At 59.1% G+C, this 15,204-nt stretch carries 17 protein-coding genes and 1 tRNA gene; 9 read left to right on the forward strand and 9 right to left on the reverse strand.

The features are described 5' to 3' along the window. Positions 1–68 precede the first annotated feature (68 nt). The gene (locus BLU28_RS06285) at positions 69–1,178 is read left to right on the forward strand and encodes an endonuclease/exonuclease/phosphatase family protein (RefSeq protein ID WP_004442690.1); all 1,110 of its coding nucleotides are present in this window, start codon (positions 69–71) and stop codon (positions 1,176–1,178) included. A gap of 29 nt (positions 1,179–1,207) precedes the next feature. On the opposite strand, the gene BLU28_RS06290 is transcribed toward BLU28_RS06285, so the two are convergent. Then, entirely contained in the window at positions 1,208–2,947 is a 1,740-nt protein-coding gene (locus tag BLU28_RS06290; RefSeq protein ID WP_045531852.1) for a GGDEF domain-containing protein, read from the reverse strand. Between the two features lie 212 nt (positions 2,948–3,159). On the opposite strand from BLU28_RS06290, the gene BLU28_RS06295 reads away from it, so the two are divergent. Beyond that, positions 3,160–3,235, forward strand: a tRNA-Thr gene (locus BLU28_RS06295). Positions 3,236–3,296: 61 nt separating this feature from the next. Here BLU28_RS06295 and BLU28_RS06300 read toward each other — a convergent pair. Then, complete coding sequence (locus tag BLU28_RS06300; RefSeq protein ID WP_004442686.1) at positions 3,297–3,650, reverse strand: nuclear transport factor 2 family protein; 354 nt, start codon at positions 3,648–3,650, stop codon at positions 3,297–3,299. A 394-nt stretch (positions 3,651–4,044) separates the two neighbouring features. On the opposite strand from BLU28_RS06300, the gene BLU28_RS06305 reads away from it, so the two are divergent. Next, the gene (locus BLU28_RS06305; RefSeq protein WP_003522436.1) at positions 4,045–4,647 is read left to right on the forward strand and encodes a J domain-containing protein; all 603 of its coding nucleotides are present in this window, start codon (positions 4,045–4,047) and stop codon (positions 4,645–4,647) included. A 7-nt stretch (positions 4,648–4,654) separates the two neighbouring features. On the opposite strand, the gene BLU28_RS06310 is transcribed toward BLU28_RS06305, so the two are convergent. Both BLU28_RS06310 and BLU28_RS06315 read right to left on the reverse strand, forming a co-directional pair. Beyond that, positions 4,655–5,221, reverse strand: a complete 567-nt coding sequence (locus BLU28_RS06310; protein ID WP_153776300.1) for a DUF922 domain-containing Zn-dependent protease — start codon at positions 5,219–5,221, stop codon at positions 4,655–4,657. A 202-nt stretch (positions 5,222–5,423) separates the two neighbouring features. Beyond that, complete coding sequence (locus tag BLU28_RS06315; protein WP_004442682.1) at positions 5,424–5,879, reverse strand: PRC-barrel domain-containing protein; 456 nt, start codon at positions 5,877–5,879, stop codon at positions 5,424–5,426. Positions 5,880–6,019: 140 nt separating this feature from the next. Here BLU28_RS06315 and BLU28_RS06320 point away from each other — a divergent pair, with 140 nt between their 5' ends. Continuing rightward, the gene (locus BLU28_RS06320) at positions 6,020–6,439 is read left to right on the forward strand and encodes a DUF1801 domain-containing protein (protein WP_077987502.1); all 420 of its coding nucleotides are present in this window, start codon (positions 6,020–6,022) and stop codon (positions 6,437–6,439) included. Between the two features lie 40 nt (positions 6,440–6,479). Here the strand turns inward: BLU28_RS06320 and BLU28_RS06325 are convergent, their stop codons facing one another. Continuing rightward, on the reverse strand, positions 6,480–7,448 hold the full coding sequence (locus tag BLU28_RS06325) for an alpha/beta hydrolase (RefSeq protein WP_077987467.1): 969 nt from the start codon (positions 7,446–7,448) through the stop codon (positions 6,480–6,482). 181 nt (positions 7,449–7,629) lie between these two features. Between BLU28_RS06325 and BLU28_RS06330 the strand changes: the two genes are divergently transcribed. Then, positions 7,630–8,226 carry a hypothetical protein gene (locus BLU28_RS06330; RefSeq protein ID WP_223215381.1) on the forward strand — a complete coding sequence of 199 codons (597 nt, stop codon included), beginning with the start codon at positions 7,630–7,632 and terminating at the stop codon, positions 8,224–8,226. Positions 8,227–8,316: 90 nt separating this feature from the next. Here BLU28_RS06330 and uvrB read toward each other — a convergent pair whose 3' ends face one another. Next, positions 8,317–11,286: an excinuclease ABC subunit UvrB gene (gene uvrB / locus BLU28_RS06335; RefSeq protein ID WP_072494942.1), complete on the reverse strand. Its 2,970-nt coding sequence runs from the start codon at positions 11,284–11,286 to the stop codon at positions 8,317–8,319. 263 nt (positions 11,287–11,549) lie between these two features. On the opposite strand from uvrB, the gene BLU28_RS06340 reads away from it, so the two are divergent. Together BLU28_RS06340 and BLU28_RS06345 are read left to right on the forward strand one after the other, a co-directional pair. Next, entirely contained in the window at positions 11,550–11,903 is a 354-nt protein-coding gene (locus tag BLU28_RS06340) for a DMT family protein (protein ID WP_003507620.1), read from the forward strand. Between the two features lie 102 nt (positions 11,904–12,005). Further along, positions 12,006–12,428: a GNAT family N-acetyltransferase gene (locus BLU28_RS06345; protein ID WP_077987468.1), complete on the forward strand. Its 423-nt coding sequence runs from the start codon at positions 12,006–12,008 to the stop codon at positions 12,426–12,428. 39 nt (positions 12,429–12,467) lie between these two features. Here the strand turns inward: BLU28_RS06345 and BLU28_RS06350 are convergent, their stop codons facing one another. Next, positions 12,468–12,851, reverse strand: coding sequence for a winged helix-turn-helix transcriptional regulator (locus BLU28_RS06350; protein WP_004442667.1), 384 nt, complete (start codon positions 12,849–12,851; stop codon positions 12,468–12,470). Between the two features lie 145 nt (positions 12,852–12,996). Between BLU28_RS06350 and BLU28_RS06355 the strand changes: the two genes are divergently transcribed. Together BLU28_RS06355 and BLU28_RS06360 are read left to right on the forward strand one after the other, a co-directional pair. Continuing rightward, positions 12,997–13,608: an NAD(P)-dependent oxidoreductase gene (locus BLU28_RS06355; protein WP_035209758.1), complete on the forward strand. Its 612-nt coding sequence runs from the start codon at positions 12,997–12,999 to the stop codon at positions 13,606–13,608. Positions 13,609–13,620: 12 nt separating this feature from the next. After that, positions 13,621–14,097 carry a nuclear transport factor 2 family protein gene (locus BLU28_RS06360; protein WP_004442663.1) on the forward strand — a complete coding sequence of 159 codons (477 nt, stop codon included), beginning with the start codon at positions 13,621–13,623 and terminating at the stop codon, positions 14,095–14,097. A gap of 65 nt (positions 14,098–14,162) precedes the next feature. Here the strand turns inward: BLU28_RS06360 and BLU28_RS06365 are convergent, their stop codons facing one another. Next, positions 14,163–14,756, reverse strand: coding sequence for a hypothetical protein (locus BLU28_RS06365; protein WP_035209760.1), 594 nt, complete (start codon positions 14,754–14,756; stop codon positions 14,163–14,165). 5 nt (positions 14,757–14,761) lie between these two features. Continuing rightward, positions 14,762–15,154 carry an acyl-CoA thioesterase gene (locus BLU28_RS06370; protein WP_004442658.1) on the reverse strand — a complete coding sequence of 131 codons (393 nt, stop codon included), beginning with the start codon at positions 15,152–15,154 and terminating at the stop codon, positions 14,762–14,764. Positions 15,155–15,204 lie beyond the last annotated feature (50 nt).

Raw genomic sequence — 15,204 nt, forward strand, 5'->3', positions numbered from 1 at the left:
GCACTGCCGAACGCTGGAAAGGCGAAGCGACACCGGCTAAGCTGGGGTCGCAGCAATAGGAATGATTCATGTCGCTTCGGCTTGCCACCTTCAATATCGAAAATCTTCTCACCCGTTTCGATTTCACCGGCTTTCGCAACCAGACGCGACGCGACAGGGCGATCCAGCTTTTTGATATCAGGGACGAGGCGACCTATCAGGCCCTTGAAAGTGCGCGAATGGTGTCCTCCACCGACGATACGCGCCAGCTTTCGGCGCTCGCCATCGCCGACGCGGATGCCGATATTCTTTGCCTGCAGGAAGTCGACAACATGGCGGCCCTGCAGGCCTTCGAATATGGCTATCTCTATCGCATGGTCGGCAATGGCTATCTGCAGAAATATCTGGTCGAGGGCAATGACAGCCGCGGTATCGATGTCGCGGTCGTCATGCGCGAGGAGACGCGGGATGGCGAGAAGATCGAGGTGGTCGACATCAAGAGCCATGCGGCGCTGACCTATCGCAATCTCGATCTCTTCAATCCGGCACTTGCCGCGACCAACCAGATCGATGACAAGATATTCAAACGGGATTGCCTTGAAATCGATCTGAGGATCGGCGGCAAGCCGCTGACGCTTTACGTCACGCATTTCAAGTCCATGACCAATGCCCGCGAAGCATTGGACGCCCGGCTCGGCACCATGCCCATCCGCGAGGCGGAAGCCATGGCTGTGCGCCGCATCATCGAAAATCGCTGGGGTGCGGGCAATACGCGCAACAAGAATTTCGCGATCTGCGGCGACATGAACGACTATCAGGAACGCGTCGCGATTGCCGGTGACAGGCGCAATGGCTACAGCTTCACGCCCGTCGAAGAGGCAAGAAGTGCGCTCGATGTCTTCACTGCCGACGATTTCGTCATCAATCCGATGCTGCGTCGCGATGTCATGGACCGCTGGACGCTCTATCATTCGCGGGGCCCACAGGAGCAGCATTTGTGCCAGCTTGATTACATCTGGCTTTCTCCGCGCCTGGCCGAAAGCAACGCGACGCGGGTTCCCGAAATCGTCCGCGCCGGCCAGCCTTATCGCACCATCTTTCCGCCGGGGCAGGAGGTGGAGCGTTATCCGCGCACCGGCTGGGACCGCCCCAAGGCTTCCGATCATTGCCCTGTCGTGATGACGCTGGACCTGATCTGACGTCGCCGGCGGTCGGAAACCGGTGGCTTCTAACCGTTGGCGGCTTTCGGGAAATAGGTGGCCCAGACCCGGTTGCGACCTGCGCGCTTGGCTTCATAAAGCCGGTCATCGGCAATCGCGATCAACTCGTCCCAGCTGTTGACCGCCCGCGCTTCCTGCCAGACGACGCCAAAGCTCGCCGTCAGCGACAATCCACTTTGTTCATCCACGATCTGGGCTTCGATCAGGCGGCGGAGGCGGTCGGCCGTTGCCGTTGCCGTGGCATGGCTGACATCCTGCAGCACCACGACGAATTCTTCGCCGCCATAGCGGGCAAGAATGTCGTTCTTGCGCAATGCACCCCGCAACAGAGCCGCGGTCTTTTGAAGTGCAATGTCACCCATGGCATGGCCATAACGGTCATTGATCGATTTGAAATGGTCGATGTCGACGATCATCACGCCGAGCGACTGACACTGGTCCTCGCCCGTCAACAGGGAACGAACGGCCTTTTCGAGCGCCCGTCGGTTGAAGACGCCCGTCAGCGCATCCGTCTCGGAAAGTGCGCGTAACTGTTCGGCCAGCGCGCGCTGCTGGTTCTCCATTTCGCCCTTCTGACGAAGCTGCTCCCGCAGGAAGTCGAGTTCCTGGAACATCTTCTTCACCTCCGGGGCGACCCTGTCCTCATGCTGCGCCTCTGAAAGATCGCCCGCGGCGATGGCCGCAATCTGTGCCTGAACGGATTGCATGGGCCGGAACAGCGCTGTTTTGTAGACAGATGTGAGCCGTAGCAGGACCAGAACCGCAATACCTGCGAGAAAAAGCGATGTGGCGCCGTAGATCAGGGCTTCCTGCTGCTTCTTTTCGAGTCGCGCGCGTGTCTCGGCCAGAATGAGATCGCGCAAGGTATCGGATGAACGCATCCCCGAAATATAGTTCCTGGAAAATTCAAGCACGCTCGGCTGGGCGGACGGCATGGCGATCACGATCGTATTCTGCGCGTAGCGCAGCGCCTGTCCGAAATAATAGGTTTCGAGATCGCGGAATGCCCTGTCCAGTCGCGGCGTGGAAAGATAGGCGGCGGTGTAGTTGGTCAACGATGCCTTCAGTGATAGCAGGCTCTGCATCTCCGCATCGAACTTGGCGCGATAACCCAGCTTTTCCTGTCTGTTTGCCCGCAAACCCATGATCACATAGGAGCCGAGGCGGCCGATCCTGTCCCGCATGACACCGGCGGTGCCCGTCATCGCGATGTCTATCGCCACATCGGGCGTCACCTTGATGATGGCACGCGCTGCCTTGCCACGCAGCAGATTGACACTGTCGGCGGCCTTGAACATCGATGATATGGCGCCCGACATGGCCGTGTGGCTGCGTGCCGACAACGGCAGGGCGGCTACCTGATCCACCGCGTTGCGGGACTGCGCGAGTTTCTCGCGGGTCTCGACCAGCGATTTCGCCAGCTCCGGCTGGGTCCTGATGTCGTCGGCGAAGGAAGCTTCCAGTTCCGACAGCTTGTCGTCCGTTGCCTTGCGCGCGGCAGCGAGAGCTGCGACCAGATCCTGTTCAGCGGTGGATGCGCCCATCACATTGTTCGCGGGACCGCGCTCGGCCGAAACCAGCCATGCGGACTGGAGAGCGGTTTCGAAGCGGGTGAGCTGCGCCGCGTTGGTGCGGTAACGCAGATAGTTGGAAACGCTTGGCAGCGCGGCAAGTGTGGCCAGCAGGATGGAGCTCGCGGCGATGACGATCGTGCCCGTTAGCTGAATTTTCTGTATGCTTGCGCGCATTTGATGCGTTGTTCTCACTCAATCGGGTATAATTCATCACCATTTTAGCCGCGCCGCGTAAATACTTCGCTTATATTGCTGCGCTTTTGCCGTCTTGACGATCCTGCCGCCAAGCCTGCGGGCATGGTGTGGAAAAGCGCGCCGCCCGTGCTGCGTGATCAGTTTTCGCTTTACACCCGGTCAGAATCTGATAGTTGGCAAGGCACTGGATTGCCCTTGTAGCTCAGTTGGTAGAGCACCTGATTTGTAATCAGGGGGTCGCGGGTTCGAACCCTGCCGGGGGCACCAGTATTTTCAAGGATTTGGCCTGTCTTTCATACGCACTGCACGACTGATGTTCGTGCAGTGGCTACGGCTTTATGTGATAGAGCTTGTGCACGATCGTCCAGTTGCCGTCGTGTTCCAGCAGGGACAGATATTCGTAAAAATCCATACCGTCGAACCGGGTTGTCAGCTTTACCGAGGCGCTGTCTCCCTCCTTGTCGATGCCGAGGATTTCGAAGGCGGGGTCGTGATCGGGAAGGCCGCGTTCGGTTTTGCGGACCTGATCGACAAAATCCTCCAGAGACAGCCATTCAGTCGCGCCTTCGAATGTGCCGACGATGCTGGCGCGCGGGTCAAAAACATCGCGCATCAGGCCTTCATCCGCATAGGCCATGGCGTGCACATAATCCGTCACGGTCTGGGTAATGGTTTGCGGCATCGGATCGTCCCTCCCTCGGATCCAAAAGGGGAGCTTACACCCCTTGGCGACATTCCACCATAACCTCCTGAAAATGCGCTTGTTCGGGGCACGTGACGATCTCTCGTGGCGGCCCGTGCTGGAGGCGGTTCCGATGCCGGTCGACGTTTTGCGGCCACTGTCCACAATTTTGTCCCGGCTGTCGTTATAGTCGCCTTGGGTCCGACAAATTTCGGCATCAAGGGCTTTTTCGCCAGAGAGACCCTCTCGTGCGGGAGCGCGTAAATTCGTGTTCTGCCGGTTTAAGCGCCGTCGCGGGGTGCCGCACGGGGCGGATTTGGCCTATGATCCGGTTGCTGACCGGTTGAGAGTGGTAGCAGCGTGCGGGTAACAGTTTGCGTTTGAAGGTGTTTTTGTGATTGATCCCTATGTTTTGCTTGGCGTGGAGCGGGATGCCGACGAGGCGGCGATCAAGTCGGCCTACCGCAAGGTTGCGAAGGCTGCCCATCCCGACAGCGGTGGCGATGCCGAGCAGTTCGCGCGCCTGCAGACAGCCTATGAACTTCTGAAGGATCCCGTGCGCCGCAAGGTCTTCGATGACACGGGTTACGATCCGCAGCTTGCCGATGCCAAGGATCTCAAGGGCCTGCTGATGCTGGAAACGCTGGTCAATGAATTCATTCTGGACGAGCGGGAACCCGGCAGTTTTGATCCCGTGGCTGCCATGCGCCGGAAGCTGACCGATGATATTCTGAAAAGCCGCTTCCATATTCTGGAACTCGAACGGCACCGTACCCGGGTGCGTAAACATATGGACCGTCTCGGACGGAAGCCGGAAACCGATGTGCTGAGTTCGATGCTCCGCGCCCGAAGCCAGTCCATAGCCGAAGCCATACGCAACGCGGAGGCGCAGATCGAGGCGATAGAACAGGCCTATACCATGCTCGAGGGCTATTCCTACGAGCTGGAGAGCGTGACGCTCGCCGAGCCGTTGCTGAAGGGCGAGGCGGCGGAGTAACTGCCTGTCATGGGCCGTTGACGAGGGCGAGTATGAGCTGGTGAACCCGCCCGCCCGGGGACAGTTCATCCCGGTCGAAATCTCGGCCGCGTTGCCGCTGCTCGTTGGAAAGCTCACCCAACCTTTGCTGCAGAACAGCGCGCACCTTCTGGCATTTGGGATCGTCTTCCGCCCGTAGCCCGGTGCTGAAGGCTTCGATCTTTCTCACCATATCGAGAATGTGCTCGCCATGAACTCGCTCATGGGTTTCCACCCCGGAAATGAAGGTCTTCCAGCTGGCGGCGACGGCGGCCGGCAGATGGGCAGGTGCCTTTGGCCAGGTGTAGATGATGGTGAGATTGGGTCTGGCACTGGCCAGCACACAGGCACCGTCGGGCTGCGGTCGGTAGTCTCTCCGCCACGTCAGCTTGAAGGTGGTGTGGGCAATGGCCTGCACGCCCGCAGTCGGGCCGCGCTCGCCGATGGACTGATAAAGCGCACCGCCCGTATTGCCGCTGACGGCATAGGTCTTTATCTGCTCGGCGGGTTTCCAGCCGGTGGACTGTGCGGATAGCGGGAGAGCGCTCAGCAACATGATTGCGGCGCTGACGGTGAATTTGGGGAGGCTGTTGACGGGCACGCATCGATCCTTGCAGGTTTGCGCGCCGAAGATAGGCGAGAGGCGGGCAGTGAGGCAAGGGTGCGTGCGGTGGGAATGCTGCCTGATGTTCAGACTTCCACGCATGAAAAACCCCCGCGCCGGAGCGCGGGGGGACAAGCCTCGACTGCAGGGGTAATCAGTCGTCCAGCTTGTCGTAATCGAGCTTCGGAGCGTTCTGCAGTGCATCCTTGGTGGTGTCGACAAAGGCCTTCCATGTGCCGTTGTCATTATGAACGGCCACGGAGGCCGGATCGAGCACCACGTAGCTCTTGTCGATGCCCAGGAAGCCGCCGACGCTGGCAACGAGGCCGATCACCGCCTTGCCATCGCCGATCACGACGTCTTCGATTTCGCCGATGTTTTCATTCTGGGCGTTATAGATATCCATGCCATCAAGCTGGGAAGCGGTGAGATCGGTCTTCTGGACGTTGACGAACTTCAGCGGGCCGGTTGCCTTCGTACCCATGGTAATGCCGGGGCCCGACAAGGTCGCATCCGCGCCGGCAGCAGGAGCCGTGGCAGCCGTCTGGGCAAATGCCACGGAAGAGGAGAGCGCTGCTGCGGCAGCGAGAGCGATGACATTGATTTTCATGATGTTTCTTCCCTTTTTATGCTGAACATTGCGTTCGGGGAAGAAACGGCAAAGAGCGGATTTGGTTCCTCATGGGATGACAGGAAAATTTGGTCTATGGTGAAAAAGAAACAGGCGTGCGTCGAAATCGGGAGGATGTCATGGCGAAAAATACGGTGACTGAAGATGCGGAGCAGACCGCACCATCAGACTTCATCGACCGGAAGATCGCGGAGCTGGGCGACTGGCGCGGCGAGACGCTCGCGCGTGTTCGCGCGGTGATCCAGAAGGCCGATCCGGAAGTGGTGGAAGAGGTGAAGTGGCGCGGCGTTCCGGTCTGGTCGCATGCGGGCATTCTCTGTACCGGCGAAACCTATAAAAGCGCGGTGAAGATGACATTTGCGAAGGGCGCCTCTCTGGAGGACCTGTCAGGCCTGTTCAATTCGAGCCTTGAGGGCAACACGCGGCGCGCCATCGATTTTCACGAGGGCGATGTCGTTGATGAGGAGGCGCTGGCAGCGCTGATCCGCGCTGCGGTGGCGTTGAACGTGGCCGGAAAAAGCGGAAAGAAGCGGGGATAAAGCCGGGCGGTGTCACCGGCAAAGAACGACAGATCGTGATTTAATAGCGGTTGGCATCCGCTGTCTTGTCCCACTCTCCGTCGATGAATTTCAGCGCATCGATGATCGAAACCTTCCACACGGACCAGACGTGGTCGCCATCCGTCACCCGCAGTTCGGATTTGCGGTTGTCCGCCTGCAGGGTTTCATGCAGGGCAATGGCACCGCGCCAGAGGAAGAAGCCATCGTCATCTCCCACAGTCAAATAGGTGGCGGGGAGATCCTGACTTTCTGCGACATGCTGTGCGACGAGGGTGAAGACATTCTTTTCGTTAAAGAGACGTGCATCGAAAGGGGTGCCGAAGGCGCCGGAGAAATGATCGCCGGTTGAGGGAAGCACGATGCCGCTGGTGACGGTGGCGCGGTCGACGCGATGGAAAAAGGCGCTGTCCTGAATGAGCTTGAGTTCGGCGGGTGTCTTGTCGAGATCGGAGGCGGGCACGTTTTGCCAGATGGCGCCCGACAGGCTGGCGACGGCGCCATAGAGGTCCTCGTGGCCATAGGCGAGATGCAGGGCGCCGAAACCGCCCATGGAAAGGCCGGCAATGGCGCGGCCTTGACGATCTTTTCGCACCGGCAGCGTTTTTTCGATCTGGTGGCGCAGATCGCCGGTGAGGGCGGTCTCGTAATCGCCGGGACCGCCGACGGCGGCAGAATCCACATACCAGCTGTTTTTCACGCCGGGCATCACGACAACCAGAGGGCGGATGGCGCCAGCCTCGATGAGCGTGTCGAGCGTCTTTTCAATATTGCCGAGATCGCGCCAGCTGTTCTGGTCGCCGTCATGGCCGTGCAGGAGGTAAAGTACAGGCCAGTCGTTTTCGGGCGGCGGACCTTCGGGGCGATAGATATTGACAGGGAGCGGCGCGTTCAGGGCGGCGCTGTGAAAGGTGGCGTCTTCGATATGGCCGGCGAAGGCTGAACCGGAGGACATGAACAGACAGAAGGCCATAAGTTTTTTTCGATACATATGGGTCTCCTGTCATCATTCCCGAAAACGATCAACGTTCCCCGGGCCTACGCGTTCCTGATTTCATAATGTTACGGCAATGTTGTTCGCGCAAGTTTGCGCGCGGTCTGGCGATTGCGACGCCGCAAACGTGGTTTGACAAGCCCACTTCATTAAGCTGCTTTTTTCAGGTTCCAACAGGATGACATTGCTATTATCGCGTTTTGCCTGCCTGTCTGTTTTTCTACTGTTCCTCGCCGGTTGCATGACCGTACCGATTTCCAGCATTCCCAAGCTGATGCGGCAGGATTTTCTGACGATGGATTTCGAGCATGTGCGGGTCGGATTGCAACTGCCAGCCAATCTTTCCCTCCGGTCCGGTGACGCCGTGATGATCACCCGGAGCAGGACAGACGGCGCAGCCGAAGAAACCGTTGCGACCTACGCGCTGGTGGCGGATACGGATGCGGCTGCGCTCGCTAAATTCCGGCCGGAAAAACGGGATGGTATGTTGGCGAGCGTATGGCGGGTAAAGCCCGAAGACGTCGGAAGGCTCGCGGAGCTACAGGAGCGGGTGCGCCGTTCCCGCGCTCAGGGTCCCCGTATCAGAGGCAGCACCGAGATCAAGATCGTGAAAGCCTGCTTCAAAGGCACGTTTCCCGCTGGCCCGATCTATTCCTCGATCTATATGAAACCGGCGGAAAACGAAGACTATATTCCCACATCGCTTGATGCGGATCTGGTCAAGCTGTTCGGGGCAACCGCGGTCAAGTCGCTGATCACGCCTTGTGAAGGCTGACAGGCACCGCCGGCATGCGCAGACGGCGCTGACATGAACGATGGGAGCCTTAGCCGCTGTTCATGTCAGGCGGGCTTTGCACAAAGCGCATCAGCGGCCCGGACGGCCAGTCTTGCCCTTGGTCCGGCTTTTGCGCTTCTGCTCGCCGGCATCTTCATAGGAACCGGCGCCGATCTTGCCACGGACCAGCGGCCGCGGATCGTCCGTGGCGCGTTCGGGCTGGCCTTCCAGCAACGGGGAGAACCTCTTGCCGGGTTCGGTCGCGGGCTTATCGGGCACCGCGCCCCTTACGGGCTTTTCGGTCCGACCCACGGTCATCTCGTCCAGCGTGTTCTTGCGGAAAAGCGGTTTTCCTGCGTCGGAGCCCGGACCCATCTCGTCCAGTGAAGGTTTGGCGAAGAGAGACTTTCCGCTTTCGTTCGTGGAAGCGGCATCCCCGTCTGCCCTGCCGGATGTCTCCCCCTCAGGGGAGGAAATCGACAAGTGGCTCCGTCTGTTGTTTTTCCCGCCGCCTTCGACCGCACGTGCTTCTTCCTTGGCCATGGGGTCGTCCATGGTGGCAAGTTCGGCTGCCTTGAGGCGTTTGATTTCGTCGCGCAAGCGGGCTGCCTTTTCAAAGTCGAGGTCCGCTGCGGCGTCGCGCATGGATTTTTCCAGCGCGTTGAGATGCGCCTGGAGATTGTTGCCGACCAGATGACCGCCATCGGCGAAGCCCTTGCCGGAAACGCCTGAAATATCGGCTCTTACGTGGTCGCGTTCATATACGGAATCAAGAATGTCGGAGATCCTCGCCTTGACCGATTCCGGCGTGATGCCATGTTCCTGGTTATAGGCCATCTGCTTTTCACGGCGGCGGGAGGTTTCCTCCATCGCCCGCTTCATCGAACCGGTGATATTGTCGGCATAAAGGATGACCTTGCCATCGACGTTACGCGCGGCGCGGCCGATGGTCTGGATCAGCGAGGTCTCCGAGCGCAGGAAGCCTTCCTTGTCTGCGTCGAGGATGGCTACGAAACCACATTCCGGAATATCGAGACCCTCGCGCAGCAGGTTGATGCCGACGAGCACGTCGAAAGCGCCGAGGCGCAGGTCGCGGATGATCTCGATGCGCTCCAGCGTGTCGATATCGGAGTGCATGTAACGAACGCGGACACCCTGTTCATGCAGATATTCGGTGAGGTCTTCGGCCATCCGCTTGGTCAGCACGGTGCAGAGCGTGCGGTAGCCCTTGGCGGCGGTCTCGCGGATTTCGCCGAGAACATCGTCCACCTGGGTGCGGGCGGAGCGGACTTCGACCGGAGGATCGATGAGGCCGGTCGGACGGATGACCTGTTCGGCAAAAACGCCGCCGGATTGCTCCATTTCCCAGCCTCCGGGGGTGGCGGAGACGGAAATGGTCTGAGGGCGCATGGCGTCCCATTCCTCGAAGCGCAGGGGACGGTTGTCCATGCACGAGGGCAGGCGGAAGCCATATTCGGCCAGCGTTGCCTTGCGGCGGAAGTCGCCGCGATACATGCCGCCGATCTGAGGAACGGTGACGTGGCTTTCGTCGATGAAGATCAGCGCGTTGTCGGGAATATACTCGAACAGGGTCGGCGGCGGCTCGCCCGGATTGCGGCCGGTGAGATAGCGTGAATAGTTTTCGATGCCGGCGCAGGAGCCCGTGGCCTCCAGCATCTCCACATCGTAGCGCGTGCGCTGTTCCAGACGCTGGGCTTCCAGCAGGCGGCCGGCTTTTTCAAGCTCGGCGAGGCGCAGCTTCAGCTCTTCCTTGATCGACTTGATCGCGCCGTTCAGCGTCGGGCGCGGTGTCACATAGTGCGAATTGGCGTAAATCTTCACCGATTGCAGGTCGCCGGTCTTATGGCCGGTCAGCGGGTCGAATTCGGTGATGGATTCAATCTCGTCACCCCACATGGAAATGCGCCAGGCCGCATCTTCAAGGTGGGCGGGGAAGATTTCGATCGTATCACCGCGCACGCGGAAGGAGCCGCGCACGAAGTTGATGTCCTGCCGCTTGTATTGCTGGGCCACGAGGTCGGCAAGAAGCTGGCGTTGATCCAGCTTGTCGCCTACCTGCATCTGGAAGGTCATGGCCGTATAGGTCTCGACTGAACCGATACCATAGATACAGGAAACCGAAGCGACGATGATACAGTCGTCACGTTCGAGAATGGCGCGGGTTGCGGCGTGGCGCATACGGTCGATCTGCTCGTTGATCGACGATTCCTTCTCGATATAGGTGTCGGAACGCGGCACATAGGCTTCCGGCTGGTAATAATCGTAATAGGAAACGAAATACTCCACCGCATTGTTTGGAAAGAAGTTTTTGAATTCGGAATAGAGCTGGGCCGCTAGCGTCTTGTTGGGCGCCAGAATGACGGCCGGGCGCTGTGTGGCCTCGATCACCTTGGCCATGGTGAAGGTCTTGCCGGAGCCGGTGACGCCGAGCAGCACCTGCGAGCGGTCGCCGGAATTGAGGCCTTCGACGAGATCGGCAATGGCGGTCGGCTGATCGCCGGATGGCTTGTAGTCCGTCACCATCTCGATGGCGATGCCGCCTTCCGATTTCGGCGGACGGGCCGGCCTGTGGGGTGTCCACAGCTTGCCATCCTTGAAGAGCGGGTTGCCGCTTTCAATCAGTTTGGAAAGCGCGTCCACCGTCGCCGTCACCGCGCCCGGTGCCAGGGACTGGGCATCCTCCAAGGAGACATCGAGCCCTGCCACAGGATTGAGACCCGCGGCGGCGCGCGTTTTCGGATCGCTCGACGCGCCGATCGAAACGCCGCGTGCCGTTTTTGACGCGGTGGTCTTTTTCGCCGTCTTTGTGGCGGCTTTTTCCGCTTCCTTGCGCGCTTCTATTTCGATCTTCTTGCGGTGCTTGCCCGCCTTCGAAGCGATTTCGCGCTGGGTCTCCACGGAGGATGCTTCCGCTTCCGCCTCAAGTTGCTTGACCCAATCGGCAACGCTGCCGCCGAGCGGCGCGCCTTCGAATGACGATTGCGGAGCTTCCTCGAAGCCCGAGGGCGAGGAGGTGGAGTTTTTCTGTGATCTGGCCATGGGCGAAATATGGAGAGAGTCACGCGCAAAGGGAAGGGGAGACAGTGAAAAAATGAGTACAAAAAGGAAACGGAGCATGCGGAACAAAATTCCGCCGGATGCGTTGCGTAGCGGCTGAACACGGCCTTGCCGCGATCCGTAGAAATCGATTCCGGTTTTCGGTCGGATGCGCTAGAGCAAATCCATGACGGCGGGATGAGGGATCCCCTCAGACTGCCTTCTTCCGCTGCATTTTCAACATCCCTCTTTTTCCAGGACCCATCATGCCGTTCTCAATCAGCCCTGCCCACATCTGGCCTGTCCTGATGCTCATCGCCTCCAATGTTTTCATGACCTTCGCCTGGTACGGCCACCTCAAGCACAAGGGCAGCGCGCTCTTTCTGGCGATTGTCGCCAGCTGGGGCATCGCCTTTTTCGAGTATGTGCTCGCCGTTCCCGCGAACCGCATCGGGTCGGAGGTTTACTCCACCGCGCAGCTCAAGACCATTCAGGAGGTCATCACGCTCGCGGTCTTCGCGCTGTTTTCGATCTTCTGGCTGAAGGAAAGCATCACCATCAACCATGTCATCGGCTTTGCGCTGATCGCTTTCGGTGCTTCCTTCATTTTCCGGTCCTGAATAGGAGGAGACCCGCGCTTTGCCTGCCCAGAACCATCGCAACGGACAAGAGGTGATGTATCGATGAAAATACGGCCTGCGAGACTTGACGATGCAAAGGGAATGGCAGCGGTTCAAAACGAGATATTCGCGGCCGGCCTTCGAAAAGCGCCGACGGACGTCGCGGCGGTGCTGGAGAATTACATCCAGCACGCCGACCGTATCGAGTGTTCGGTCGCGGAGGATGAAGACGGGCATATCCTGGGCTTCCAGTCGCTGCGTTATGCACGGGCCGACAATCCCCATGGCGTGGCGGAAGGGTGGGGCATCATCGGCACCCATGTCAGTCCGCAGGCGGCGCGAAGAGGCGTTGGATCCACCCTCTTCGCCGCGACGCGCAGGGCGGCGGAGGCGCGGGGCCTCAAGAATATCGACGCCAGCATCGGCGCGGACAATGCGCTCGGGCAGAGTTATTATGATGCCATGGGCTTCATGACCTACCGCCAGCCGGAAGGGTTGGTCTGCAAGGTTTACCGACTGTACTAGATGCGGCGTGCCGCTGCCGGTCAGGTATTGCTCTGATGGTCAGCTGCGATTGTCGTTTTCGGAATATTGCAGGCGGGCCTTGCAGATGCGGACGTGGTTTTCGTCGGCCCATTGGACCAGCAATTGCATTGGTACCAGAAACGAGCGGCCAAGACCTGTCAGCTCATACTCCACGCGCGGCGGCACCTCGGCATAAAGCGTGCGCCGGATGAATCCATCCTCCTCCAGCCGCTTCAGCGTACGGGACAACATCTGCTTGGAAATGTCGTCAATCCTGCGGTTCAACTCGTTGAAGCGCAGCACGCCGCCCTGCAGCGCTTCGAGAACCAGAAGGCTCCATTGGTCTCCGATGCGGTCCAGCACATCCCGAATGGGGCAGGGCTGCTCGAAGTCGAAGATTTCTTTCGTCTGCGTATCCGACATTTCGATTACCCCATATCCTTGCAGGTCATCGCCATGTGACCAGATCACCGGCTGCTGACTTCTTGCGGCCGGGGACGCGATACCATAGCCCTTTCTTTCGGTCTATTATTTAGACCAACGACAATAGCAACAAAAGGAAGAAGCCATGGCTAAAATCGCGCTCATCGGTGCTTCCGGCAATGCCGGGTCCCGTATTCTCAAGGAACTTTCCGACCGCGGGCATCATGTTACGGCCATTGCCCGCAGCCCCGAAAAGATTGCCGCCCTGCCGAACGTCGTTGCAAAGAAAGGCGATGTCTTCGATCAAGCCGGACTTTCAAAACTGCTTGCAGGTCACGATGCCGTGATCAGTTCGGTGCATTTCACGGCGAGCGACCCGGTGACGCTGATCGAGGCCGTGCGTGCCTCCGACGTTCCACGCTACCTCGTGGTTGGTGGCGCCGGCAGTCTTGAAATCGCGCCCGGCCAGCGTGTCGTCGACCTGCCGGATTTTCCTGCCGATTACAAAGCCGAGGCCACCAAGGGTGCGGAGTTTCTTGATTTGCTGAAACAGGAAACGCAGCTCGACTGGACCTTTCTTTCGCCTTCCGCCGAGTTCGTGCCGGGTGAAAGAACGGGCAAATTCCGCATCGGCAAGGACAATCTTCTGAGCAATGAAGAGGGTAGCCGCATTTCCTTCGAAGACTACGCGATTGCGCTTGTCGATGAAATCGAGAAGCCGCAGCATTCCCGCCAGCGCTTCACCGTCGGTTATTGAGAGGTATCACCCATGAATGTCATGACACGTCGTCTCGCCATCGCCGCTCTCGCTCTTGCGCCCGCATTGACAGCCGTTCCGGTGCTGGCCGAAACCGCCGGGCGGGATTTCGCCCGGGAAGAGGCCAATCGCAAGCTGGTGATCGAGTTTTACGATACCGTCTTCAACAAGCACGAAGTGGAAAAGGGTGCTGCCGTTATTGTCGACAGCTACAAGCAGCACAATCCCATGGTGCCGGATGGCAAGAAACCGTTCGTGGATTACTTCACCGGCCACTTCAAGGAAAACCCGCAGTCCAAGGCGCGGATCGTGAGAAGCGCCACGGATGGCGACCTTGTCTATCTGCATATTCATTCAACAGAAAAGGACGGAGACCGGGGCAGGGCCATCGTCGATATTTTTCGGGTGACCGATGGCAAGATCACCGAGCATTGGGATGTAATCCAGCCCGTGCCGGAGACGGCGGCGAACAACAATACGATGTTCTGAGGCGACGAACTTTTGAGGCAGGCGGGCACGCCGGGATCGTGCCCGCTTGCCGGAACGGGTAAACTTCAGGCCAGAAGATCGTAAGTACGGAAAATCCAGGCGATCTGGTAAATCAGCGCAAAGATGACGAGAAACCGATGGAAACGGCGGTTCTCGATGAAGATCGCCAGCGTGAACAAAATGACGTAGATGGCGGTGCGTATAAGGTATTCCGGACCAAGTGAGGCGAGATAGTCCTGGCCTTTCAGCAAAGTATCCCCGACATCGGTGACGAAAAGCGCTGCCAGAAAGGCGAAGAACCAGCTTTTGCGGGAAAGGAAATAATCCTCATATCCCTTGTACTCCTTCATCTCCGTGGGAAAGAGCAGAACGCACAGGAAATAAAACAGCGAGCAGAACAGGATCAGGAAAAGGAACGCGCCGAAGCCCAGTACATGGCCTGTGGCAGAAAGCCGGTGCTCCCACCACCAGAAATGCACCAGCATCAGAAACAGGAACGCCACCCAGCCGATGTGCAGGGGATAAATCCGTTCTTTTTTGGGATGCTGCACGAAACCTGCAAGGCCGGTCAGCAATCGGGCGAGGCTGAGGCCGACCACCATGCCCATGACCGCGCGGATGTGCGAATAGGCTTCTGCGGCGTTGACGGCGGCCTCCATCGCTCCTACTCCGCCGGAGGAATGGGCGTCGGTTGCCCGTTTTCGTCCATCGCCACCATGATGAAGGTGCCGGCGGTTACCTTTTCCAGCTTGTCGTAACGCGACCGCTGCGCCCAGGCCTCTACCGTCAGCGTGATGGAGGTGCGGCCGACGCGGGCAATATCGGTATAGATGGACAGCGTGTCGCCGATCTTCACCGGCAGTTCAAAGGCCATTTCCTTGACTGCCGCCGTGACCACGCGACAGCGAGAGCGTTCCGCCGCACGAATGCCGCTCGCCAAGTCCATCTGTGACATGACCCAGCCCCCGAAAATATCGCCGGCCGGATTGGCGTCGGCCGGCATGGCGAGCGTTCTGAGCGTCAGCTCGCCGGTCGGTTTGATGGTCTGGTCGGTCATGTTGAGATGTGCTCCGTGCGAATGACAAAGGCGCAGCATGCGATGCGCTT

It is taken from the genome of Agrobacterium pusense, assembly GCF_900102105.1.
Classification (GTDB): domain Bacteria; phylum Pseudomonadota; class Alphaproteobacteria; order Rhizobiales; family Rhizobiaceae; genus Agrobacterium; species Agrobacterium pusense.